This window comes from Streptomyces griseochromogenes, from assembly GCF_001542625.1.
Lineage (GTDB): Bacteria > Actinomycetota > Actinomycetes > Streptomycetales > Streptomycetaceae > Streptomyces > Streptomyces griseochromogenes.
The window spans coordinates 1040018-1060956 of sequence record NZ_CP016279.1 but is presented as its reverse complement, the minus strand read 5'-3'; the positions used below and the strand labels follow the sequence as shown (position 1 = coordinate 1060956).

Here is a 20939-nt window from a genome sequence, read left to right as displayed (position 1 = left end):
GCCCTCGCCCCCGGCGACTTGAGGCCCCGCCCCGGTGCTCACACCGGGGCGGGGCCTCTTACGTGTCCCGGGCCGGAAACTGGCAGGATGATCCATCCATCCGACAGAGCGGTACTCAGGGGGACGAGAGTTGACCGAGCCGAATCATCCGCAGACCGGCGCGAACCAGTGGGGCCCCGGGCACCCTCCGACGGCACCCGCACAGCCCCCGGGCTTCGCCCCGCAGCCCCAGGGGGCGCCGGGCTACGGCTATCCCGCCCAACCGGCGGGCGCGCCCGGCTACGGCTATCCCGCCCCCGTGCAGCAGGGGCACGGGTACCCCCAGCAGCAGGCGGCTCCGGCGCCCATGGCCGGTGCCGTGCTGTCCATCGGGGACATCACGGTGATGGGCGAGCAGATCGTGACCCCGGCCGGGCAGATGCCGCTGCGCGGCGCGGTGTGGAACGCCACCGACATGTCGCACACCGAGGAGAAGATCCCGACGCACGCCATCGTGCTCGCCATCGTCTTCTTCCTGTTCTGCCTGCTCGGCCTGTTCTTCCTCCTGATGAAGGAGAAGAAGACCACGGGCTACATCCAGATCACCGTGACCAGCGCGGGCCGGCACCACTCGACGATGATCCCGGCACAGGACCCGAACACCTTTCCGGCGGTCATGGGCCAGATCAACTACGCCCGGTCACTGAGCGGCATGTAGTCCGGCCTTCCCCGGGAGCCCCGCCGAATTCGTTTCGGTGGGGCTCCTCGCATCTTGTCGGGATTGAGCTCTAATGTGACGACATGTCAGACGAAGAGTCGTACGAACTGCTCGGGTTCGACAACGTGCTGCTTCCCGTCGGCGACCTCGGCGAGGCCGTCGACTTCTACGAGCGGGCCGGATTCGCCGTGGGCTTCCGGTTCGACGAGGCCGGGATCGCGCTGCTGAAGGTCGGCGGCGAGACACCCGGGATCCTGCTGCGCGCGGACGAGGCGCTGGGTCGCCGTCCGCCGCCCTGGCCCTCGCCACGGCTGTGGCTGGAGGTGCCGGACGCGCGGGTCGCGGCGCTGGAGCTGGCCGGCGCCGGCATCGCGCCGCTCGACGAGGTGTTCCCGGTGGCCACCGGCTGGACCGTGGAGATCGCCGACCCCTGGGGGAACATCCTCGGCTTCACGGACTACACCAAGCGGCCGGAACTCGGGCGCAGGGGCTGAGAGCGCGACGCCACCCTTGAGTTGAACACGTTCAAAAATAGGTCTAGAGTCATCCCTGTCAGCGTTTTGAACGCGTTCAAGAAGGGGTGGGACATGGACCTCACGGTCATCGCCTACGTCATCTACCTGGTCGTCAGCATCTCGCTGACCGTCTGGGTGGCCCGCACGCTCAGCCGCAACGGCCGGATCTTCCTCGCCGACGTGCTGCGCGGCGACGAGAAGCTCGCCGACGCCGTCAACCACCTCCTGGTGGTCGGCTTCTACCTGGTCAACCTGGGCTTCGTCGCGCTGTATCTGAGCGACAGCGGGAACATCGACGACACCCGCGGCGTCTTCGAGACCCTGTCGACCAAGCTCGGCGTGGTGCTGCTGGTGCTCGGCGTGATGCACCTGGGCAACGTGTACGTGCTCAACAAGATCCGGCGCCGCGGGGTCATGGAGCGCGAGCAGCGGCCGCCGGTTCCCCCGCAGGGCTGGGTGCCGCCGACGGTCGGGGCGTGAACGCCGTGACCACCACGGCACCGGACCGGGGCGCCATCGACGCCCCGGTCCGCCGGCTCACCGTCCTGTACGACGCCGAGTGCACCCTCTGCACCCACCTGCGTGACTGGCTCGTACGGCAGCCGCAGCTGGTGCCGCTGGAACTGGTGCCGGCCGGTTCGGCCGAGGCGCGCGGGCGCTACCCGGGGCTCGATCACGCCGCCACCCTGGACGAGGTCACCGTGATCGGCGACTCGGGACAGGTCTACCAGGCCTCCCGCGCCTGGATCGTCGTGCTGTGGGCCCTGCGTGAACACCGCCCGCTGGCCCACAAGCTGAGCACTCCGGCAGGCGCCAGACTGGCCCGGGGCGCGGTGTTGGCGGCCGCGAAGTGGCGAGGGGCGCAGACCTGGAAGGGGCAGTGGGGAGGGCAGACGTACCGGAGGGCGGACGGGTGGGCCTACCACCCGAGTACGGGCTGGAGTCACAACCCGCCGTCCTGTTCCGACGGCGCCTGCGCCACTGGTTAGGCTCCTCACGTGCCCGCGAAGAACGACGGCCCCGAGGCGGCCGACCCCAAGACCAAGTCCGAGCAGACCCGCGCGCTGATCCTGGAGACCGCGATGCGGCTGTTCCAGGAGCGCGGTTACGACAAGACGACGATGCGGGCCATCGCCAAGGAGGCCGGGGTCTCCGTCGGGAACGCCTACTACTACTTCGAGGGCAAGGAACACCTGATCCAGGGCTTCTACGACCGGATCGCCGCCGAGCACCGGGTGGCGGTCAGGGAGGTCCTGGACCGGGAGACCGACCTGGAGGCGCGTCTTTCGGGCGTGCTGACCGCGTGGCTGGACATCGCCAGGCCGTACCACGAGTTCGCCGTCCAGTTCTTCAAGAACGCCGCCGACCCCGACAGCCCGCTCAGCCCCTTCTCCCCGGAGAGCGAGCACGCCCGCGAGCAGGCCATCAGCGTCCACCGCGAGCTGCTGGCCGGCTCCAAGTCCAAGGTGGCACCCGAACTGCGGGACGTCCTGCCGGAGTTGATGTGGCTCTCACAGATGGGCCTGGTCCTGTACTGGGTGTTCGACCGCACCGAGGGATACGAGCGCAGCTACCGGCTGGCACGCCGGGGAGCGCGGCTGACCGCCCGCGGAGTCGCCCTGGCCCGCTTCCGGGTGCTGCGCCCGCTGGTCCTGGAAGTCCATGAACTGTTCACGGACTTCCTGCCGGGCATGACGAAGGCCTTGCCGGATCCGAACAGCCGGGCGCGGCGGGACGACGCCGGCTGATCAGATCCAGTTCAGGCGCCACAGGCGGAAGACGCCCGTGCCGTCCGTCAGGTACTGGCCGCCGCCGACGTCCTCGGTGCTGACCACGTACTCCTTGCGCTGCCACAGCGGGATCAGCGGCACATCGGCCGCCACGTCCGCCTGGATGTCACGGAAGTCGTTCGCGGCCCGGCTGCGGTCGGGGTACTGCTGGCTGTCCAGGATGAGGTGGTCGACGACCTTGTTGCTGTAGCCGGTGCTCATCGTGGAGTCGGTGCCGACGAGCGGGGAGCCGAAGGTGTCCGCGTCGGGGTAGTCGGCCACCCAGCCGACCGCCCAGGCGTCCATCTTCCCGGCGGCCCAGCGCTTTTGGAAGTCGGTCCACTCGTATCCCTGGACGTCCACCTTGAACAGGCCGCTCGCCTCCAGCTGCCGCTTCAGTGCGGCGGCCTCCTCCGCGCCCGAGCCCCGGCCCTTGCCGTAGCCGAAGGTGAAGCGCACCGGCAGGGTCACCCCGGCCCGGATGAGCAGCTCCCGCGCCTTCTGGGCGCTCTGCGTCGGGTAGGCGTCGAAGAAGGACGTGGTGTGGCCGGTGATGCCGGTCGGGATCAGCGAGTACAGCGGGTCGACCGTGCCGTGGTACACCGTGGCGGCCAGTTGCTCGCGGTTGACCAGCCAGGCCATGGCGCGGCGCACGCGCGCGTCGTGCAGCGGGGAGCCGGCGCGCGTGTCCAGGTAGAGGTTGCGGGTCTCGGAGCTGTCGGACTCGGTGACGCGCTGGTCCGGATCGCTCGGGTTCAGCTTGGAGAGCATGGCCGGCGGCAGCGTCCGGGTGGCGACGTCGACCCGCTTGTCCGCCCAGGCGCTGTCGAGCTTCTGGGAGTCGGAGTAGTAGCGCAGCTCGACGGGGCGTCCGGTGCCGCTGAGATAGCCCCGGTAGCTCGCGTTCGGCGCGAGGTCGGCCTGCGCGTCCTTGGTGTACGAGGTCAGCCGGTACGGGCCGGTGCCGTCGGCCCCGGAATCCCCCCGCAACGCGTCGGCCGGGTACTTGTCCTTGTCGACGATCGAACCGGCGCCGGTGGCGACCTTCAGCGGGAAGGTGGCGTCCGGGGACGACAGATGGAAGATGACGGTCGTGGCGTCGTCGGCGGTCACCGAGCCGAGGGTCGAGAACAGGGACGCCGGGCCGACATCGGAGTTGATCTTCTTGACCCGCTCGAAGGAGTACTTCACGTCCCCGGCGGTCATCTTGCGTCCGCTCGGGAAGGTGATGTCGTCACGCAGCCTGCACTGGTACGTCTTCAAGCCGCCCCCCTGGAAGGCGCAGCTCTTCGCCGCGTCCGGGACCGGCTCGACACCGTCCGGCTCGAAGGTGAGCAGCGACTGGAAGACGTTGCTGAACAGCGCCCAGGAACCGGCGTCGTAGGCGCCGGCCGGGTCCAGCGACGTCACGGCGTCCGTCGTCCCGACCGTGATGGTCTTGTTCTTGCTCTCCTGTGACGGCAACAGCTGCCAGCCGCCGATTCCCACGACGGCGAGTACGAGCAGCGTCACGAGAATCCGCATGCGAAAAGATCGCATGGTGGTGCCCTCCCCAGGCCTGTCGAAGCCCTACCCCTGGCCCAGCACGAATCGGCCACTCCCCTTAGTGGCGCGGCTCACCTAATCACAGGAGTTTCAGCTCGGGGAAGGGCTTTCGGACCAGATGTGCAAGAACTTGCCGAGGCGTTGTTTCCGCCGGGTTTCACAGGCCCTTCACAGGGACTGGAAGCGGTTTCCCGGCAGCGGCCGCCACCCGACCGCTCCCGGGGTGTCGATGCAAGGGATCATGAAACCGGCGTGTCGGTGTCCATCTCGTCCTAAATTCACACTAATCTCCGTGACTGTAAGAGGTCGATCTGTGGCGGATCGCTACCACTGACTCCATGGAGATGCCATGCACAAACTTCGCAGGACGGCCGTCTTGGTCGCCGCCCTCAGCACCGTCGGACTCATGGGCGCCGGCACCGCCTATGCGGGAGGGGGTGGCTGGCACGACGCGCAGAGCTCCAACTGCAAGGACCACGACCTGAACCTCGACCTCCTCGGTGAGGTCGGCATCCTCAACGGCCTGCTGGGCAACGCGCTCAACGGCGAAGGCGATCCGGGTGCGCAGGGCACCCACGTGGGCTCGACGATGGGCTGCAACAACAGCGTCGGCCGGTAACCAGCGGCCGGTCGGTCCAGTACCCGTTGACAGTGGATTGTGGCAGATCACTCAGGTGGTGCGCGGGCGCTCAGGCGCCCCGGGCACCACAGCGTCTCCGGTGACCGACCGGGCTCAACCAAATGACGAGGCCCCCCGCGACGACTTCGCGGGGGGCCTCGTCGTCCTATGACGTCCGGCGCAGTGCGCGCAGACCGCGCAACCCGATGACCCCGATGACCGTCCCCAATACGGAGGAAACGACCGCCAGCAGCAGGTGCACCCAGAAGTACGCGGTCGGGTGTCCGTCGTGGAAGGCGAGACCGCTGCTGTCCTTGATCAAGTTCTTGACGAAAGTGACCCAGATGACCCAGCTCCACACCCCGAAGGCGAGCAGGAACCAGGAGACCGGGCGGCTGAGTTTCACAGGGGCAGACCTTTCGACACAGTGCCGGGCCACCGCGGCCGACCGAAGCGGCCGGGGGTCCGGGGGTTGTCCCCCGGATGAGCACGGCATGTCATCAGTATCAGGGGCCGCCGCCCGGTTCCGTCCGCGGGGTGGGGCGGGCGACGGGACTTCACGGCTCGTGACAGGTACGTTCTCGACCGTGCCCGCACCCATGAAGACCGGCCGGCGTTCTGTGCTGGTCACCTCCGCCACGCTGCTGTCCCTCTCCGTCACCGCTCCCGCCGCCCTCGCGGCCCCGACCCCCTCGACCAGCCCGACGGCCACTCCCCCGGCGCACATGTCACAGGTGGGCGGCGCCCGGCTCGGACAGCCCGGGACGCAGGTGAACCTCGCGGGCGGCGTGCCCGCGCTCCCCAAGGACCTCACCGCCCGCTCCTGGATCGTCTCCGACGCCGAGTCCGGCGACATCCTCGCCGCGCACAACGCGCACTGGAAGCTGCCCCCGGCGAGCACCCTGAAGATGCTGTTCGCGGACACCGTGCTGCCCAGGTTCCCGAAGACGACGGCGCACAAGGTGGTACCGGCCGATCTGGCGGGCATCGGGGCGGGCTCCAGCATGGTCGGGATAAAGGAGAACGAGACCTACACGGTCCACGACCTGTGGCTCGGTGTCTTCCTGCGCTCCGGCAACGACGCCGTCCATGTGCTGTCCTCGATGAACGGCGGTGTCGACCAGACCGTCCGGGACATGCAGGCGCACGCCGAGGAGCTCCAGGCCCTCGACACGCATGTGATCAGCCCCGACGGCTACGACGCCAAGGGCCAGGTGTCCTCCGCGTACGACCTGACCCTGTTCGCCCGCTCGGGCCTGCAGAAGAAGGACTTCCGGGAGTACTGCTCGACCGTGCGGGCCAAGTTCCCGGGCGGCAGCGCGAAGACCGGCAAGAAGGGCACCTCCGCCCGCGAGCCCTTCGAGATCCAGAACACCAACCGGCTGCTGAGCGGCGACTCGGACGTGCCCGTCTACCAGGGCATCGCCGGCGTGAAGAACGGCAACACCACCAACGCGGGCGCCACTTTCACCGGCGTGGCCGAGCGGGGCGGCAAGGTGCTGCTGGTCACGGTGATGAACCCGGAGAAGCACGAGCACAACGAGGTCTACAAGGAGACCGCGAAACTGCTCGACTGGGGTTTCCGGGCGGCCGGCAAGGCCTCCCCGGTGGGCGAGCTGGTCCCGCCGAAGAGCGCCGCCCAGCCGGGGACCTCCGCCTCCGGCGGGGACGCGCACCGGAGCGGCGGTTCCGGCTCGAAGCCCGTGGCGGGCTCCACCGCCGGGGGCGGCTCGCGCGGCATGGGAACCGCCCTGGCCGTCGTGGGCGGACTGCTGGTGCTGCTCGCGGGCGGGGCGTTCCTGGTCAACCGCCGTTGGCCGCTGCCGGATCTGATGCGCCGTCGGCCGCGTCCGTGAGGTCGCCCCGCGAGTTCTGCGTCGCCGTCCAGGCGGCGCAGAACAGGACCAGTTTCGCGGTGAAGTTGATCCACAGCAGCAGGGCCACGGGGACGCCGAACGCGCCGTACATGCTCTTGCGGGCGACGCCCTGGATGTAGCCGCTCAGCAGCAGTTTGAGCAGTTCGAAGCCGACCGCGCCGAGCAGCGCGGCCACCAGGAGGCGGCGGCGCGGCGGTTCGACCCCGGGCAGCAGGGTCAGCACGTAGAGCAGGAGCAGGAAGTCGGCCAGTACGGCGACGGCGAACGCGGCGGTCCGCAACAGGATGCCGCTCCAGCCCGAGCGGTCGATGCCGAGCTGGTCGGTCATCCAGCCCACCAGCGCGGAGGCGACGGTGGAGATGGCCAGTGTGGCGAGGACGGCACCGCCGAAGCCGACCAGGATGCCCGCGTCCTTGGCCTTGGCCAGGACCGGGTTCTCCTCCTTGTCGGGCAGCTCCCACACCGCGCGCAGACAGTCGCGCATCTGGCCCACCCAGCCCATGCCGGTGAACAGCAGCACGGCGCCGGCGATGAGCCCGACGGTGCCGGCGTTCTGGACCAGGGAGTGGATGTTCACCTGGTCGGCGAGGCCGGGGATCTGGGCGGCGATCTTGTTCTGGAGGTTCTTCTGCTGCGACTCGCTGAGCGTGGCGGCGGCGATCGCACCCGCCAGCGTCAGCAGCGGGAACAGCGCCACGAAGCTGATGAAGGTCATCGCGGCGGCCAGCCGTGTCCACTTCACCCGGTCCAGGCGCTCGTACGACCGCCACGCATGGGTGGTCGTCAGCCACGCGACGATCGGCCCGATCACGGGAAGCCTCTTCAGCCAGTCCATGATCGGACTCTGCCCGCTCCGAGTGGGCGTCAACACCGCGTTTCTTCACCAAGACGGTCATATGCGGGCGATACGGTCGGCTGTCATGAAGGACGCCACCGATCTGCCTCAGTCCCTGCTCGTCCTCGGCGGCACGTCCGAGATCGCGCTGGCCACCGCCCGCCGCCTGATCGCGCGCCGCACCCGCACCGTGTGGCTGGCGGGCCGCCCCGGACCCGCCCTGGAACAGGCGGCCGAGAGCCTGCGCGCCCTGGGCGCGGACGTCGGCACCGTCGACTTCGACGCGCTCGACCCCGAGTCCCACGAGACCGCGCTCGGCAAGGTCTTCGCCGAGGGCGACATCGACATGGTGCTGTTCGCCTTCGGCATCCTCGGGGACCAGGCCTACGACGAGCGCGACCCGCTGCGCGCCGTCCAGGTCGCCCAGACCAACTACACCGGGGCCGTCTCGGCCGGTCTGGTGGCCGCCCGCGCCCTCCAGAGCCAGGGCCACGGCTCCCTCGTGGTCCTCTCCTCGATCGCCGGCGAACGGGCCCGCCGCGCCGACTTCATCTACGGCTCCAGCAAGGCCGGACTCGACACCTTCGCCCAGGGTCTGGGCGACGCGCTGTACGGCACCGGGGTGCACGTCATGGTCGTGCGCCCCGGATTCGTCCGCACGAAGATGACCGCGGGCCTGCCCCAGTCCCCGCTCGCCACCACCCCCGAGGCGGTCGCCACGGCCGTCGAACTGGGCCTGCGCCGCCGCTCGGAGACCGTGTGGGTGCCGGGTGCGCTCCGACTGGTCATGACAGCGCTGCGGCACACGCCGCGGGCACTGTTCCGGCGGCTGCCTCTCTAGCGCCCCCACGGGGCGCGGGAACCGCGCGATCAGCCATAACGGCGCCGCGGACGCACGAGGGCGCGGCGCGGCACCGCGGCCTTCCTGCGCACCCCGCGCAGCTACCGGCTCGCGATCGTCCCGCGCTCGACGTCGGGGTGGCCCCCCTGCGGCGGCACCACCGACCCCCCGAACGGGTACTCGCGCAGCTTGCGCCACACCTCGTCGACGCCCTGCTCGTACAGCGCGAACCCGGCGCACGGCCACTCGGCCTCGAAATCGGCCAGCTCCGCGAAGGCGCGGTCCATCGCCGCCTCGTCGATGCCGTGCGCGACCGTGACATGCGGGTGGTACGGGAACTGCAGGTCGCGCGCCACGGGCCCGGAGGCGTCGCGGACCCACTGCTGCAGCCGGCCGCAGTCCTCCGCGCCCAGGACGACACGCACAAAGACCACCGGGGACAGCGGCCGGAAGGTGCCGGTCCCGGACAGCCGCATCGGAAACGGCCGGCAGGCCGCGGCGATCTCCAGGAGATGCGTTTCGACCGCCGGCAGGTCGGCCGCCTCCACCTCGGTCGGCGGCAGCAGGGTGACATGCGTGGGGATGCCGTGAGCAGCGGCGTCGCCGAAGCCCGCGCGCCGCTCCTGGAGCAGGCTGCCGTGAGGCTCCGGGACCGCGATCGACACGCCGATCGTTACGGTCCCCACGTCGTCTCCTGTCGTCGCGCGTTCTCTGCTCGGCCGCATGTGGTCCTGGCCGTCGGCTATCGACTGTACGGCCACGGATGTCCTGTGGGCAGGCGCAGCAGAAGTGATGTGCAGCGCTCTGCCCGCTCGGACGTGTGTACGGTCGTGCGCCTCAGCGCCGGTCCGTGCTTCTCAGTGCTTCGCGGGCAGGAAGCCCACCCGCTCGTACGCCTGCGCCAGCGTCTCCGCGGCGACCGCGCGCGCCTTCTCCGCGCCCTTGGCGAGGATCGAGTCGAGCGTCTCCGCGTCGTCCAGGTACTGCTGCGTGCGCTCGCGGAACGGCGTCACGAACTCGACCATGACCTCGGCGAGGTCCGTCTTGAGCGCGCCGTACATCTTGCCCTCGTAGTCCCGCTCCAGCTCGGCGATCGACGTGCCGGTGAGCGTGGAGTAGATCGTGAGGAGGTTCGACACGCCCGGCTTGCTCTCCACGTCGTAGCGGATCACGGTGTCGGTGTCGGTGACGGCGCTCTTGACCTTCTTGGCCGTGGCCTTCGGCTCGTCGAGCAGGTTGATCAGGCCCTTCGGCGTGGACGCCGACTTGCTCATCTTGATCGACGGGTCCTGAAGATCGTAGATCTTCGCCGTCTCCTTGAGGATGTACGGCGCCGGGATCGTGAACGTGTCGCCGTAGCGGCCGTTGAAGCGCTCGGCGAGGTCACGGGTCAGCTCGATGTGCTGGCGCTGGTCCTCACCGACGGGCACCTCGTTGGCCTGGTAGAGGAGGATGTCGGCGACCTGGAGGATCGGGTACGTGAACAGGCCGACGGAGGCCCTGTCCGCACCCTGCTTGGCCGACTTGTCCTTGAACTGGGTCATGCGGCTCGCCTCGCCGAAGCCGGTCAGGCAGTTCATGATCCAGGCGAGCTGGGCGTGCTCGGGCACATGGCTCTGCACGAAGAGGGTGCACCGGTCCGGGTCCAGGCCCGCGGCCAGCAGCTGGGCGGCGGCCAGGCGGGTGTTGGCGCGCAGGTCCTTCGGGTCCTGCGGGACCGTGATCGCGTGCAGGTCGACGACCATGTAGAAGGCGTCGTGGGACTCCTGCAGGGACACCCACTGGCGGACGGCGCCGAGGTAGTTGCCGAGGTGGAACGAACCGGCGGTGGGCTGGATGCCGGAGAGCACGCGGGGTTGGTCAGCGGAAGCCATGTTTTTCATTGTCTCAGAGAGCTCGGGGGGTTCGGCGCATGGGGAACTGCGGGCCGTTGGTGGTCGCGCGCGCAGTTCCCCGCGCCCCTGAGTCGGCTGCCTCTGAGGGCGATGATCAGCCCAGGTCGATTTCGGGGTAGAGCGGGAACGCCGCCACCAGGTCCGTTGCCCTCTGGGCGATCTCCTGGGACACCTTCTCGTCGAGGACGTGGGCCGCCTTGGACGGGGCGCCCGACTTGGTGGTGCCCGGCTCGGCGGTGGTGAGGACGCGGTCGATGAGACCGGCGACCTCGTCCATCTCCGCCGTGCCGAGACCTCGGGTGGTCAGGGCGGGGGTGCCGATGCGGATGCCGGAGGTGTACCAGGCCCCGTTCGGGTCGGCCGGGATGGCGTTGCGGTTGGTGACGATGCCCGAGTCGAGAAGGGCGGCCTCCGCCTGACGGCCGGTGAGGCCATAGGAGGTGGCCACGTCGATCAGGTTGAGGTGGTTGTCCGTGCCGCCGGTGACCAGGGTGGCGCCGCGGCGCATCAGCCCCTCGGCGAGGGCGCGGGAGTTGTCGACGATGCGCTGGGCGTAGTCCTGGAAAGCGGGCTGCCGGGCCTCGGCGAGGGCGACCGCCTTCGCGGCCATGACGTGCGGGAGCGGGCCGCCGAGGACCATCGGGCAGCCGCGGTCGACCTGGTCCTTGAGGGAGTCGTCGCACAGGACCATGCCGCCGCGCGGGCCGCGCAGGGACTTGTGGGTCGTGGTGGTGACGATCTGGGCGTGCGGGACCGGGTCGAAGTCGCCGGTCAGGACCTTGCCGGCGACCAGGCCCGCGAAGTGGGCCATGTCCACCATCAGCGTCGCCCCGACCTCGTCGGCGATCTCGCGCATGATCCGGAAGTTCACGAGCCGGGGGTAGGCCGAGTAGCCCGCGACGATGATCAGCGGCTTGAACTCGCGGGCCTGGGCGCGCAGGGCCTCGTAGTCGATCAGGCCCGTGGCCGGGTCGGTGCCGTAGGAGCGCTGGTCGAACATCTTGCCGGAGATGTTCGGGCGGAAGCCGTGGGTGAGGTGGCCGCCGGCGTCCAGTGACATGCCGAGCATGCGCTGGTTGCCGAAGGCCTGGCGGAGCTCGGCCCAGTCGGCCTCGGAGAGGTCGTTGACCTGGCGGACGCCGGTCTTCTCCAGGAAGGGGGCCTCCACGCGGTCCGCGAGGACGGCCCAGAAGGCGACCAGGTTGGCGTCGATGCCGGAGTGCGGCTGAACGTAGGCGTGCCGGGCGCCGAAGAGCTCCTTGGCGTGCTCGGCGGCCAGCGACTCGACGGTGTCGACGTTGCGGCAGCCGGCGTAGAAGCGGCGGCCGATCGTGCCCTCGGCGTACTTGTCGCTGAACCAGTTGCCCATGGCGAGCAGGGTGGCCGGGGAGGCGTAGTTCTCGGAGGCGATCAGCTTGAGCATCTCGCGCTGGTCGGCCACCTCCTGGCCGATGGCGTCGGCGACGCCCGGTTCGACGGCGCGGATCACGTCCAGGGCGGCGCGGAAGGCGGTGGACTCGGTCGACAGGGGCTCGGGCATGGGGACCTCCGGACGGCGTGCGTACAGCGTTCACGTTCGGCCCAGGCGCACGGCACAGTTTCCCGCTCGGGCCGCTCCCCGATGGTCTGTCCCATCCCAGCGCGCCAGTCACGGCCCGCTGATCAGCCTACCGGGCGCGCCGGAACGCGCAGATCCCGCGTCCACCATGCGAGCGAGGATAGGAAGGGGGCCACCGTCCTAACCGGGAGAGGCCGTGACCACTGCTGAAGACCTCATCGCCGCCGCCGACGCGCACTGTGCGCCCACCTACCATCCGCTGCCCGTCGTCGTGGCCACGGCGGAGGGGGCCTGGATGACGGATGTGGAGGGGCGGCGGTATCTGGATCTGCTGGCCGGTTACTCGGCGCTCAACTTCGGCCACGGCAACCGGCGGCTGGTCGAGGCGGCCAGGCGGCAGCTGGAGCGGGTGACGCTGACGTCCCGAGCCTTCCACCACGACCGGTTCGCGGCGTTCTGCACGGAGCTGGCCGAGCTGTGCGGCATGGAGATGGTGCTGCCGATGAACACCGGCGTCGAGGCCGTGGAGAGCGCGGTGAAGACGGCCCGGAAATGGGGGTACCGGGTGAAGGGGGTGCCCGCGGAGATGGCGAAGATCGTGGTCGCGGGCGGCAACTTCCACGGCCGTACGACGACCGTGATCAGCTTCTCGACCGATCCGGAGGCCCGGGCGGACTTCGGGCCGTACACGCCGGGGTTCGAGATCGTGCCGTACGGAGATCTGACCGCGATGCGGTCGGCGCTCACCGAGAACACCGTCGCCGTGCTGCTGGAGCCGATCCAGGGCGAGTCGGGGGTGATCGTGCCGCCGGCGGGCTATCTGCCCAGGGTGCGGGAGCTGACTCGCGAGCGGAACGTGCTCTTCATCGCCGACGAGATCCAGTCGGGCCTCGGCCGGACCGGGCGGACCTTCGCGTGCGAGCACGAGGGCGTCGTACCGGACATGTACGTGCTCGGGAAGGCGCTGGGCGGCGGGATCGTGCCGGTGTCGGCGGTGGTGTCGAGCGCGGCGGTGCTCGGGGTGTTCCGGCCGGGCGAGCACGGGTCGACGTTCGGCGGGAATCCGCTGGCCTGCGCGGTGGCGCTGGAGGTGATCGCGATGCTGCGCTCGGGCGAGTTCCAGGCGCGGTCGGCCGAGCTGGGGGTGCGACTCCACCGCGAGCTGGGCTCCCTGCTCGCCACGGGCCGGGTGACGGCGGTGCGGGGGCGCGGGCTGTGGGCGGGTGTGGACATCGCGCGGAAGGTCGGCACCGGGCGGGAGGTGTCGGAGCGGCTGATGGACCGGGGTGTGCTGGTGAAGGACACCCACGGGTTCACCATCCGGATCGCTCCGCCGCTGGTCATCTCCGAGGAGGATCTGGACTGGGGGATCGCCCAGCTGGGCGCGGTCCTGGGGGCCTAGAGGATCACGTGCGGCAGGAAGCGGGCGTACTCGTCGGTGATCAGGCCCGAGGACTCGCGGATGCCGAGGCCGGCCGGCTCGTCCTGGACGACCCAGGCGCCGAGGACGACGTGGTTGCCGTCGAAGGTCGGCAGCGGGGCGAACTGCTGGTAGCAGCAGGGTTCGTCGCGTACGACCGCGGGTGCGCCGGGCTCGTGGACGGTCACGCCCGCACCCTCGCGGCCCAGCAGGGGCTTCGCGACGTAGCCGCCCGCGTCGGCCAGCTCGCGCGGGCCGTCCAGGTAGGCGGGCAACAGGTTCGGGTGGCCGGGGTACAGCTCCCAGAGGATCGCCAGCAGGGCCTTGTTGCTCAGGAGCATCTTCCAGGCGGGTTCGATCCACAGGGTGCTGCCGGTGCCGCCGCCGTTGTCGAGGGTGTCGAGGACGTGCCCGGCGAAGTGGTCGGTGGTCAGCCACTCCCAGGGGTAGAGCTTGAAGATGCTGCGGATGAACCGCAGTCCGTTGTCGACGAAACGGCCGGAGAGGGTGTCCCAGCCGATCTCCTCCATGGAGATCCAGTCCGTGTCCAGGCCGGCCTGCTCGGCGGTCTCCTTCAGGTAGGCGACCGTCATCAGGTCCTCGCCGAGTTCGTCGGCGGAGGAGTGCGCGAAGTGCAGGGGGCTGCCCGGCGGGAGCAGCCCGGCCTGCTTCCGCCAGGCGTCGACGAGGCGTTCGTGCAGGGAGTTCCACTGGTCGGCGCCGGGGAAGCGCTCCTCCATCCAGAACCACTGCGGGGAGGCGGCCTCGACCAGCGAGGTCGGGGTGTCCGCGTTGTACTCGAGCAGCTTGGCCGGGCCCGTGCCGTCGTACCGCAGGTCGAACCGGCCGTAGACGGACGGCAGTTCGGCGCGGCGGCGCCAGGCCTCGGTGACGGCCTCGGCGATGCGCGGCTCGGTGATGCCGAGGTCGGCGAGGCGGTTCTTCGCCACGATGTGCTCGGCCGCGGCGAGGCACATGCGGTGCAGCTCCTCGACGGTCTCCTCCAGCGCCTCGATCTCGTCCAGGCCGAAGACGTAGTAGGCGCTCTCGTCCCAGTAGGGGCGCAGCGAGCCGTCGGGGTGGCGGGTGAGGGGGTAGACGAGCCCCTGTTCCTCGACGGTCTGCTGCCAGCCGGGGCGGGGGGTGGTGGTACGGCGTTCCATGCGGCGGATTCCCCTCAGCCGCCGGAGCTGCCGTGGCCGCCGCCGAAGCCGCCGCGGTGTACCCCGCTGTGGTAGCCGTCGTTCGAGGAGTGGCCGGAGCCGGAGCTCTTGTGCGGCTTGCTGAAGGAGCCGCTGTCGGCCCAGGAGCCCTTCTTCTTGCCGCCGTAGTACCAGGCGCCGTTCACGGAGGCCTTCGTCGTCTTGCAGTTCTTGTCGGAGACGACCTTGTAGCCCTTGCCTAGCTGGTAGCTGTTGCGGTCGACGCAGCGCTTGTCCGGGTCCGAGGAGCAGGCGGTCAGGGCGGTGGCCAACAGGCCCATGCCGCCTAGGAGGACGGCTCCGGAGCGAAGGCGTCGGTGTGCGGTGGCCATGTTGGTGTCTCCCCCGTTGCTTGGCCTGTTTTCGGCGGCCAGCCTAGAGACTGGTAAGAGCGGACACCACGGTGGGTTGCCGGTTCACCCCTCACCTACAGTCACTTCGTGCTCTTTGGAATGGTGTGTGCCCTGGCCGCGGCGGTCTGCTTCGGCACGGCGACGGTATTGCAGGCGATGGCGGCCCGGGAGGCCGGTACGGGCGGAGGCGGTGAGGCGGCCCTGCTACTGCGGGCGCTGCGGCAGTGGCGGTACATCGCCGGTCTCGCGCTGGACGGTCTCGGCTTCCTGTTCCAGATCGCGGCGCTGCGCTCGATCCCGATCTACGCGGTCGGCGCGGCGCTGGCGTCGAGTCTGGCGGTGACGGCGGTGGTCGCGGCGCGACTGCTGCGGGTGCGGCTGAGCGGCACGGAGTGGGGCGCGGTGGGCGTGGTGTGCGCCGGGCTCGCGATGCTGGGTCTGGCGTCCGGGCCGGAGGGGAACCAGGACGGCTCGGACGCCCTGAAGTGGGCGATGCTCGCGACGGCCCTGTGCATGCTGGCGCTCGCTCCGCTGGGCGGGCGGCTGTCCGGGCGCATGCGGGCGCTGGTGCTGGGCCTAGGGGCGGGTTTCGGGTTCGGGGTGGTGGAGGTGTCGGTCCGCCTGATCGACTCGCTGCGGCCGGCCGACCTGTTCACCAACCCGGCTGCCTACGCCCTGGTGATGGGCGGAGGCGCCGCCTTCATGCTGCTGACCTCCGCGCTGCAGCGCGGCTCGGTGACGACGGCGACGGCCGGCCTGGTGATCGGGGAGACGATCGGCCCGGCCGCGGTGGGCGTGATCTGGCTCGGCGACCGGACCCGGGAGGGGTTTGCCTGGCTGGCGGTGCTGGGGTTCGCGGTGGCGATCGCGGGGGCGTTGGCGTTGGGGCGGTTCGGGGAGGCGCCGGTGGTGGAGGAGACGTGACGTCGCAGGACGCCGACGGAGCCCTCTGGGCGGCCCTTGAGACGGGAGGGGTCGCGCGGTTGGCCCCGTAGCCTCCCGGTACCCGTCATCACCCCCGGCTTCGTCGTCCCCTACGGAGCCCGCAGCCATCATGCCGACGCATTCGTCGAGCGCCGCGTGCAACGGCCCCACGAGAGCGGCGAGTTCGACGTCCGACGCCTCTCCCGCCTCCAGCACGGCGCCGACGACCGCCACCAGGACGGCGGCGGTCTCCAGGGCCTGCGCGTCGGCCGGCGACTCAAGGAGACCGCCAGGGCGCGCGACCACGAACGCCTCCTTGCCGGTGGCGGGGTCGACGCCGAGGCTACGGGGGCGCCACGCCCTCATGCGGCGGCCTCCCACGGGACGTGGTAACGCCGCTCTCGTTCGTCACGCTCGCGTTCCCAGACGGCGACGTTGCCGCTTCCCGTCGGGGCCGTTCTGTGTATGGAACCAACATAGCGTGGACAACCGCAGATAACCACGGATGCGCAGACAGCCATGGTCACCCACGCTAAAGCTCATGGAGCTTGATCGCACGCGCCCGCTATGGCGCCAGATTGCAGCGGAGATCATCCGGCGCATCGAGGACGGCACATATCCCCCGGGAAGCCGCGTGCCATCCACTCTCGAAATCGCCCAGCAGTTCGATGTCGTGAACGCGACGGCCGCGAAAGCCATGCGGCATGTACGGGAACAGGGCTGGACGCGGGGCGAAGTCGGACTGGGGACCTTCGTAGTCGACCCTCTTCCGCCCTCCCCCGAAACCCCTACCTCCCCCGCCTAGCCGAAGCCAGCCTCACGGCAACACCCTGCACAACGCCTCCAACGCCCCCGCCCACGCACTGTCCGACGGCGTCCCGTAGCCGACGACCAGGGCGTCCAGAGGCTCGGCGACGGCACGCTCATGGCGATGGAAGGCCAGGCCGTGCAGGGCCAGTCCCTGCCAGGTGGCCGCCTGGATCACCGACTGCTCGGTGCCGGGTGGCAGCCGGAGTACGGCGTGCAGGCCGGCCGCGATGCCGGTGACCCGGACGTCGGGCGCGTGGTCGGCGACGGCCGCCGCGAGGGCATCACGGCGGCGCCGGTAGCGCAGGCGGGCCGAGCGGACGTGGCGGTCGTACGCGCCGGAGGTGAGGAACTCGGCCAGTGTCAGCTGGTCCAGCACCCCGCAGGTGTCGATGTGCCCCTTGGCCGCGACCGCCTTCTCCACCAGAAAGGGCGGCAGCGCCATCCAGCCCAGCCGGAGGCCGGGGGCCAGGGACTTGCTCGCGGTGCCGAGGTAGACGACCCGGTCGGGGTCGAGGCCCTGCAGGGCGCCGACGGGCTGGCGGTCGTAGCGGAACTCGCCGTCGTAGTCGTCCTCCAGGACCAGGCCGCCGGTGCGCCGCGCCCAGTCCACGACGGCTGACCGCCGGTCGGGGTGCAGCGGCGTGCCCATCGGGAACTGGTGGGCGGGGGTGAGGAGGACCGCCCCTTCGGCGTCCAGCGGCCCCGGGTCCGTGCCCAGGGCGTCGTACGGCAGCGCGGGGGTGGCGAGGCCCGCGTCCCGCAGCAGGCCCCTGTGGGCGTCGAGGCCGTACGACTCCACCGCGACCGATCGCACCCCGCGCCCCCGCAGCAGCGGGCCGAGGATGCGCAGCGCGTGCGAGAAGCCCGCGGTGATCACGATCGTCTCGGGGTCGGTGCGCACGCCCCGGGCTCGGGCGAGATAGCCGGCGAGGGCGGAGCGGAGTTCGGGGCGGCCGCGCGGATCGCCGTAGCCGAGGGCGTCGAAGGGGGCGGTGGACAGGGCGCGGCGGGCCGCCTTGAGCCACTCGGTGCGCGGGAAGGAGGCGAGGTCGGGGGTACCAGGGATGAGGCTGTAGGCGGGCTCGCCCGTCGCGCGGCGGCGGGGTGCCGTGGGCGCGGGCGGGGTCACCGGACGGTCCGCGACCCGGGTGCCGGAGCCCTGCCGGGCGGTGAGCCAGCCCTCGGCCACCAGGTCGGCGTAGGCCTCGGCGACGGTGTTGCGGGCGATGCCGAGGTCGGCCGCGAGGGAGCGGGAGGAGGGCAGCCGGGTGCCCGGGACCAGGCGGCCGCTGCGCACGGCCTCCCGCAGCGCGTCGGTCAGGCCGCGGCGCAGCCCGCCCGAGCCGGCCGGTTCCAGGTGCAGGTCGACGCCCAAAGTGGCCCATGATTCCGCCATGGAAATGGACCATACTCCTGGGCTGCCTCGCTCCTAGGGTCGAAGACATGAGTACTGCAGAGAACACCGCACAGGAACCCGTCGAGTACGCCCCCGAGCACGCCCCGCGGCTGCAGTGGGCCAAGCACGCGCCCGAGGTCTACCGGGCGATGATCCGCCTGGAGACGGCCGCCCGGCAGGGCCTGGACCCCAAGCTGTACGAGCTGGTGAAGATCCGCGCCTCGCAGCTCAACCACTGCGCGTTCTGCCTCGACATGCACACCAAGGACGCGCTCGCGGCCGGCGAGAGCGTGGAACGGATCGTCCAGCTCAGCGCGTGGGAGGAGTCGCGGCACTTCTACACCGAGAAGGAGCTGGCGGCGATCGGGCTGACCGAGGCGATCACCGTCCTGACCGACGGCTTCGTGCCGGACGAGGTCTACGAGAAGGCCGCCGAGCAGTTCGAGGAGGCTGAGCTGGCCCAGCTGATCGCCGCGATCACGGTGATCAACGCCTGGAACCGGTTCGGCGTGACCACCCGGATGACGCCGGGCCACTACCAGCCCGGGCAGTACAAGTGAGCCGTACCCAGGTGCTGGACCCGGAGGTCGGCAGGGCGATGTCCGCGCTCAGCGCGGCCGCCAAGAAGGGGCTCGGCGATCCCGTCCTCGCCGAGCTGGTCATGATCCGCGCCTCGCAGCTCAACCACTGCGCCTTCTGCCTCGACATGCACCTCCGGGTGGCCCGCGGGAACGGGGAGTCGGAGGACCGGATCCAGCTCCTCGACGCCTGGGAGGAGACCGAGGAGCTCTACAGCGAGCGGGAGCGGGCCGCGCTCGCCCTGACCGAGGCGGTCACCGTGTTGACCGACGGGTTCGTGCCCGACGAGATCTACGACACCGCCGCCAAGCACTTCGACGAGGCCGAACTCGCCCATCTCATCGGTCTCATCACCGTCGTCAACGGCTGGAACCGCCTGATGGTCAGCCGCCGCGTCCCACCGGGGGGATACCAGCCGTGAGCAAGGTCGACGTGTTCCGCACCCTGCACCTCAAGCGCGCCCAGGGCGACCCGCTGGTCCTGCCCGGCCCGTGGGACGCGACGAGCGCCAAGGTGTTGGCCGAGGCCGGGTTCCCGGCGCTCGCCACGCCGAGCGCGGGTGTCGCCGCCGCTCTCGGGTACGAGGACGGGGCGACCCCGGCCGACGAGATGTTCGCCGCGGTGGCCCGGATCGTGCGGGCGGTGGACGTGCCGGTGTCGGCGGACGTCGAGGGCGGGTACGGGCTCGCGCCGAAGGAGCTGGTGGAGCGGCTGCTGGAGGCGGGGGCCGTGGGGTGCAACCTTGAGGACTCCGACGGGGGTGTCCTCAAGGACCCGCGGGAGCAGGCCGAGTTCCTCGCCGAGGTGCGCTCGGCCGCCGCCGACCGGTTGTTCGTCAACGCCCGCGTCGACACCTTCGTCCACGGGGACCGCGACCCGGAACGGGCCATCGAGCGGGCCGCGTTGTACGTGGCCGCGGGCGCGGACTGCGTGTATCCGATCCTCGCGCCGGCGGACGTACTGCCCCTGCTGCGGTCCGGGATCCAGGGCCCGCTGAACATGCTGGCCCGGCTGGACGGCGAGGGCCCCGCGCCCGCCGGGCTCGGCGAACTCGGGGCCACTCGCGTCACGTTCGGACCGGGGCTCCAGCGGCGGGCCGCGGCCGCGCTGCGGGAGATCGCCGACGGACTCCGCTAGACCGGGTCAGGACAGCCACTGCTTCCACACGGAGGGATGGCTGTCCACCCACTTCTTCGCCGCCTCCTGCGGTGAGAGCTTCTGCTGGGCGATCATCAGCGAGACCTCGTTCTGGTCCTCGGTGGTCCACTTGAACTTCTTCAGGAAGGCCGCCGCCTTGCCGCCGGACTTCGCGAAGCCAGCGTTGAGGTACTTCTGCAGCGGGGTGTGCGGGTACGCGCAGGTGATCTTGGCCAGGTCCGCGTCGCAGCCCTCCTTGTACGGCGGCAGCTTCACCTCCGTCATGGGGACCTTCTTGAACAGCCACTGGGGCGAGTACCAGTAGGTCAGGAACGGCTTCTTCTCCTTGGCGAACTGCTTCATCTGGGTGATCTGCGCGGCCTCGGAACCGGCGAAGACGACCTGGTAGTCCAGCTTCAGGTTCTGCACCAGGGCCTTGTCGTTGGTGACGTAGGACGGGGAGCCGTCCATCAGCTGGCCCTTGCCGCCGCTCTCCGGGGTACGGAAGAGCGAGGCGTACTTGTTCAGGTTCTTCCAGTCGGTGATGTCCGGGTGCTGCTTCACCAGGTACGTGGGCACGAACCAGCCGATGTGCCCGGTCACCCCGAGGTCGCCGCCGTGGGCGATCGTCTTCTTGTCGGTGACGTACCGCTTCTCCTGGTCCGGGTGCCCCCAGTCCTCCAGGATCGCGTCGACCCGGCCCTGGCTGAGCGCGTCCCAGGCGGGCACCTCGTCCACCTGGACGGTGTCGACGCGGTAGCCGATCTTGTGCTCCAGCAGGTACTGGGCGACGGCCACGTTGGACTGGGCGCCGACCCAGGACTGCACGGACAGGGTGACCGTCTTCGAGCCCTGGGCGTTCGCGAACGGCGAGGCCTGCTTGGTCATGTCGGCGGCGCCGCAGCCGGTCAGCAGCGCGAGCGCGGACGCTCCGGCGGCCACCGTGAGGGTCGTACGGAATCGCATG

General features: G+C 70.4%; 25 protein-coding genes and 1 riboswitch. Of the genes, 15 read left to right on the top strand and 10 right to left on the bottom strand.

Annotation, left to right across the window (positions count from 1 at the left end; genetic code table 11):
* The first annotated feature begins 130 nt into the window (after positions 1 to 130).
* The 5 genes from AVL59_RS05040 (at position 131) to AVL59_RS05020 (ending at position 2960) form a co-directional block, all read left to right on the top strand.
* A complete protein-coding gene (locus AVL59_RS05040) occupies positions 131 to 697 on the top strand; it encodes a hypothetical protein (RefSeq protein WP_067299976.1) in 567 nt (188 codons plus the stop codon).
* An 83-nt stretch (positions 698 to 780) separates the two neighbouring features.
* Positions 781 to 1191 (top strand): VOC family protein, encoded by a 411-nt coding sequence (locus tag AVL59_RS05035; RefSeq protein WP_067299975.1) that lies wholly within the window; start codon positions 781 to 783, stop codon positions 1189 to 1191.
* Positions 1192 to 1284: 93 nt separating this feature from the next.
* The gene (locus AVL59_RS05030; protein WP_067299974.1) at positions 1285 to 1692 is read left to right on the top strand and encodes a hypothetical protein; all 408 of its coding nucleotides are present in this window, start codon (positions 1285 to 1287) and stop codon (positions 1690 to 1692) included.
* Positions 1693 to 1697: 5 nt separating this feature from the next.
* Positions 1698 to 2201 carry a thiol-disulfide oxidoreductase DCC family protein gene (locus tag AVL59_RS05025; RefSeq protein WP_067316906.1) on the top strand — a complete coding sequence of 168 codons (504 nt, stop codon included), beginning with the start codon at positions 1698 to 1700 and terminating at the stop codon, positions 2199 to 2201.
* 9 nt (positions 2202 to 2210) lie between these two features.
* The gene (locus tag AVL59_RS05020; RefSeq protein WP_067299973.1) at positions 2211 to 2960 is read left to right on the top strand and encodes a TetR/AcrR family transcriptional regulator; all 750 of its coding nucleotides are present in this window, start codon (positions 2211 to 2213) and stop codon (positions 2958 to 2960) included.
* On the opposite strand, the gene AVL59_RS05015 is transcribed toward AVL59_RS05020, so the two are convergent.
* Positions 2961 to 4505, bottom strand: coding sequence for an ABC transporter substrate-binding protein (locus AVL59_RS05015; RefSeq protein ID WP_079146531.1), 1545 nt, complete (start codon positions 4503 to 4505; stop codon positions 2961 to 2963).
* A gap of 370 nt (positions 4506 to 4875) precedes the next feature.
* On the opposite strand from AVL59_RS05015, the gene AVL59_RS05010 reads away from it, so the two are divergent.
* On the top strand, positions 4876 to 5145 hold the full coding sequence (locus AVL59_RS05010; protein WP_067299971.1) for a hypothetical protein: 270 nt from the start codon (positions 4876 to 4878) through the stop codon (positions 5143 to 5145).
* Positions 5146 to 5311: 166 nt separating this feature from the next.
* Here the strand turns inward: AVL59_RS05010 and AVL59_RS53915 are convergent, their stop codons facing one another.
* Positions 5312 to 5551, bottom strand: a complete 240-nt coding sequence (locus AVL59_RS53915) for an SCO4848 family membrane protein (RefSeq protein WP_067299970.1) — start codon at positions 5549 to 5551, stop codon at positions 5312 to 5314.
* A gap of 181 nt (positions 5552 to 5732) precedes the next feature.
* Between AVL59_RS53915 and AVL59_RS05000 the strand changes: the two genes are divergently transcribed.
* Positions 5733 to 7001: a D-alanyl-D-alanine carboxypeptidase family protein gene (locus AVL59_RS05000; protein ID WP_067299969.1), complete on the top strand. Its 1269-nt coding sequence runs from the start codon at positions 5733 to 5735 to the stop codon at positions 6999 to 7001.
* On the opposite strand, the gene AVL59_RS04995 is transcribed toward AVL59_RS05000, so the two are convergent.
* On the bottom strand, positions 6949 to 7857 hold the full coding sequence (locus tag AVL59_RS04995) for a YihY/virulence factor BrkB family protein (protein ID WP_067299968.1): 909 nt from the start codon (positions 7855 to 7857) through the stop codon (positions 6949 to 6951). The two genes, AVL59_RS05000 and AVL59_RS04995, sit on opposite strands and share 53 nt — an antisense overlap.
* A gap of 85 nt (positions 7858 to 7942) precedes the next feature.
* Here AVL59_RS04995 and AVL59_RS04990 point away from each other — a divergent pair, with 85 nt between their 5' ends.
* Complete coding sequence (locus tag AVL59_RS04990; RefSeq protein WP_067299967.1) at positions 7943 to 8698, top strand: decaprenylphospho-beta-D-erythro-pentofuranosid-2-ulose 2-reductase; 756 nt, start codon at positions 7943 to 7945, stop codon at positions 8696 to 8698.
* Positions 8699 to 8799: 101 nt separating this feature from the next.
* On the opposite strand, the gene AVL59_RS04985 is transcribed toward AVL59_RS04990, so the two are convergent.
* The 3 genes from AVL59_RS04985 to AVL59_RS04975 form a co-directional block, all read right to left on the bottom strand.
* Complete coding sequence (locus tag AVL59_RS04985; protein ID WP_067299966.1) at positions 8800 to 9384, bottom strand: 2'-5' RNA ligase family protein; 585 nt, start codon at positions 9382 to 9384, stop codon at positions 8800 to 8802.
* Between the two features lie 171 nt (positions 9385 to 9555).
* Positions 9556 to 10581 carry a tryptophan--tRNA ligase gene (trpS, locus tag AVL59_RS04980; protein WP_372450355.1) on the bottom strand — a complete coding sequence of 342 codons (1026 nt, stop codon included), beginning with the start codon at positions 10579 to 10581 and terminating at the stop codon, positions 9556 to 9558.
* Positions 10582 to 10687: 106 nt separating this feature from the next.
* Positions 10688 to 12133: a glycine hydroxymethyltransferase gene (locus tag AVL59_RS04975; protein ID WP_067299964.1), complete on the bottom strand. Its 1446-nt coding sequence runs from the start codon at positions 12131 to 12133 to the stop codon at positions 10688 to 10690.
* A gap of 32 nt (positions 12134 to 12165) precedes the next feature.
* Positions 12166 to 12255, bottom strand: a riboswitch (ZMP/ZTP riboswitch).
* Between the two features lie 92 nt (positions 12256 to 12347).
* Between AVL59_RS04975 and rocD the strand changes: the two genes are divergently transcribed.
* The gene (gene rocD / locus AVL59_RS04970) at positions 12348 to 13553 is read left to right on the top strand and encodes an ornithine--oxo-acid transaminase (RefSeq protein ID WP_067299963.1); all 1206 of its coding nucleotides are present in this window, start codon (positions 12348 to 12350) and stop codon (positions 13551 to 13553) included.
* Here the strand turns inward: rocD and AVL59_RS04965 are convergent.
* Positions 13550 to 14734: a glutathionylspermidine synthase family protein gene (locus AVL59_RS04965; RefSeq protein WP_067299962.1), complete on the bottom strand. Its 1185-nt coding sequence runs from the start codon at positions 14732 to 14734 to the stop codon at positions 13550 to 13552. The genes rocD and AVL59_RS04965 overlap by 4 nt on opposite strands.
* A gap of 14 nt (positions 14735 to 14748) precedes the next feature.
* Positions 14749 to 15105, bottom strand: a complete 357-nt coding sequence (locus tag AVL59_RS04960) for a hypothetical protein (RefSeq protein WP_067299961.1) — start codon at positions 15103 to 15105, stop codon at positions 14749 to 14751.
* A 120-nt stretch (positions 15106 to 15225) separates the two neighbouring features.
* On the opposite strand from AVL59_RS04960, the gene AVL59_RS04955 reads away from it, so the two are divergent.
* The 3 genes from AVL59_RS04955 (at position 15226) to AVL59_RS47470 (ending at position 16855) form a co-directional block, all read left to right on the top strand.
* Positions 15226 to 16050 (top strand): DMT family transporter, encoded by an 825-nt coding sequence (locus AVL59_RS04955; protein WP_067299960.1) that lies wholly within the window; start codon positions 15226 to 15228, stop codon positions 16048 to 16050.
* A 156-nt stretch (positions 16051 to 16206) separates the two neighbouring features.
* Positions 16207 to 16443: a hypothetical protein gene (locus tag AVL59_RS51985; protein ID WP_067299959.1), complete on the top strand. Its 237-nt coding sequence runs from the start codon at positions 16207 to 16209 to the stop codon at positions 16441 to 16443.
* 148 nt (positions 16444 to 16591) lie between these two features.
* Positions 16592 to 16855, top strand: coding sequence for a GntR family transcriptional regulator (locus AVL59_RS47470; protein ID WP_079146530.1), 264 nt, complete (start codon positions 16592 to 16594; stop codon positions 16853 to 16855).
* Between the two features lie 12 nt (positions 16856 to 16867).
* On the opposite strand, the gene pdxR is transcribed toward AVL59_RS47470, so the two are convergent.
* Positions 16868 to 18256, bottom strand: coding sequence for a MocR-like pyridoxine biosynthesis transcription factor PdxR (gene pdxR / locus AVL59_RS04945; protein ID WP_067299958.1), 1389 nt, complete (start codon positions 18254 to 18256; stop codon positions 16868 to 16870).
* Between the two features lie 47 nt (positions 18257 to 18303).
* Here pdxR and AVL59_RS04940 point away from each other — a divergent pair, with 47 nt between their 5' ends.
* Genes AVL59_RS04940 through AVL59_RS04930 form a run of 3 tightly spaced genes read left to right on the top strand, consistent with a single transcriptional unit; the run spans position 18304 to position 19972 of the window.
* Positions 18304 to 18816: a carboxymuconolactone decarboxylase family protein gene (locus AVL59_RS04940; protein WP_067299957.1), complete on the top strand. Its 513-nt coding sequence runs from the start codon at positions 18304 to 18306 to the stop codon at positions 18814 to 18816.
* Positions 18813 to 19256, top strand: coding sequence for a carboxymuconolactone decarboxylase family protein (locus AVL59_RS04935; protein WP_079146529.1), 444 nt, complete (start codon positions 18813 to 18815; stop codon positions 19254 to 19256). Before AVL59_RS04940 ends, AVL59_RS04935 begins: the two co-directional genes overlap by 4 nt.
* On the top strand, positions 19253 to 19972 hold the full coding sequence (locus AVL59_RS04930) for an isocitrate lyase/PEP mutase family protein (protein WP_067299956.1): 720 nt from the start codon (positions 19253 to 19255) through the stop codon (positions 19970 to 19972). Before AVL59_RS04935 ends, AVL59_RS04930 begins: the two co-directional genes overlap by 4 nt.
* 6 nt (positions 19973 to 19978) lie before the next feature.
* Here AVL59_RS04930 and AVL59_RS04925 read toward each other — a convergent pair whose 3' ends face one another.
* Positions 19979 to 20938: an ABC transporter substrate-binding protein gene (locus tag AVL59_RS04925; protein WP_067299955.1), complete on the bottom strand. Its 960-nt coding sequence runs from the start codon at positions 20936 to 20938 to the stop codon at positions 19979 to 19981.
* Between the last annotated feature and the right edge of the window lies 1 nt (position 20939).

Coding starts and splice junctions, on each gene's coding strand:
- AVL59_RS04955 (WP_067299960.1), top strand. CDS start 15,226: ATGGTGTGTGCCCTGGCCGCGGCGGTCTGCTTCGGCACGGCGACGGTA.
- AVL59_RS05010 (WP_067299971.1), top strand. CDS start 4,876: ATGCACAAACTTCGCAGGACGGCCGTCTTGGTCGCCGCCCTCAGCACC.
- AVL59_RS04940 (WP_067299957.1), top strand. CDS start 18,304: ATGAGTACTGCAGAGAACACCGCACAGGAACCCGTCGAGTACGCCCCC.
- AVL59_RS05030 (WP_067299974.1), top strand. CDS start 1,285: ATGGACCTCACGGTCATCGCCTACGTCATCTACCTGGTCGTCAGCATC.
- AVL59_RS04990 (WP_067299967.1), top strand. CDS start 7,943: ATGAAGGACGCCACCGATCTGCCTCAGTCCCTGCTCGTCCTCGGCGGC.
- AVL59_RS04925 (WP_067299955.1), bottom strand. CDS start 20,938: ATGCGATTCCGTACGACCCTCACGGTGGCCGCCGGAGCGTCCGCGCTC.
- AVL59_RS05035 (WP_067299975.1), top strand. CDS start 781: ATGTCAGACGAAGAGTCGTACGAACTGCTCGGGTTCGACAACGTGCTG.
- trpS (WP_372450355.1), bottom strand. CDS start 10,581: ATGAAAAACATGGCTTCCGCTGACCAACCCCGCGTGCTCTCCGGCATC.
- AVL59_RS04975 (WP_067299964.1), bottom strand. CDS start 12,133: ATGCCCGAGCCCCTGTCGACCGAGTCCACCGCCTTCCGCGCCGCCCTG.
- AVL59_RS04965 (WP_067299962.1), bottom strand. CDS start 14,734: ATGGAACGCCGTACCACCACCCCCCGCCCCGGCTGGCAGCAGACCGTC.
- AVL59_RS04960 (WP_067299961.1), bottom strand. CDS start 15,105: ATGGCCACCGCACACCGACGCCTTCGCTCCGGAGCCGTCCTCCTAGGC.
- pdxR (WP_067299958.1), bottom strand. CDS start 18,256: ATGGCGGAATCATGGGCCACTTTGGGCGTCGACCTGCACCTGGAACCG.
- AVL59_RS47470 (WP_079146530.1), top strand. CDS start 16,592: ATGGAGCTTGATCGCACGCGCCCGCTATGGCGCCAGATTGCAGCGGAG.
- AVL59_RS04995 (WP_067299968.1), bottom strand. CDS start 7,857: ATGGACTGGCTGAAGAGGCTTCCCGTGATCGGGCCGATCGTCGCGTGG.
- AVL59_RS05015 (WP_079146531.1), bottom strand. CDS start 4,505: ATGCGGATTCTCGTGACGCTGCTCGTACTCGCCGTCGTGGGAATCGGC.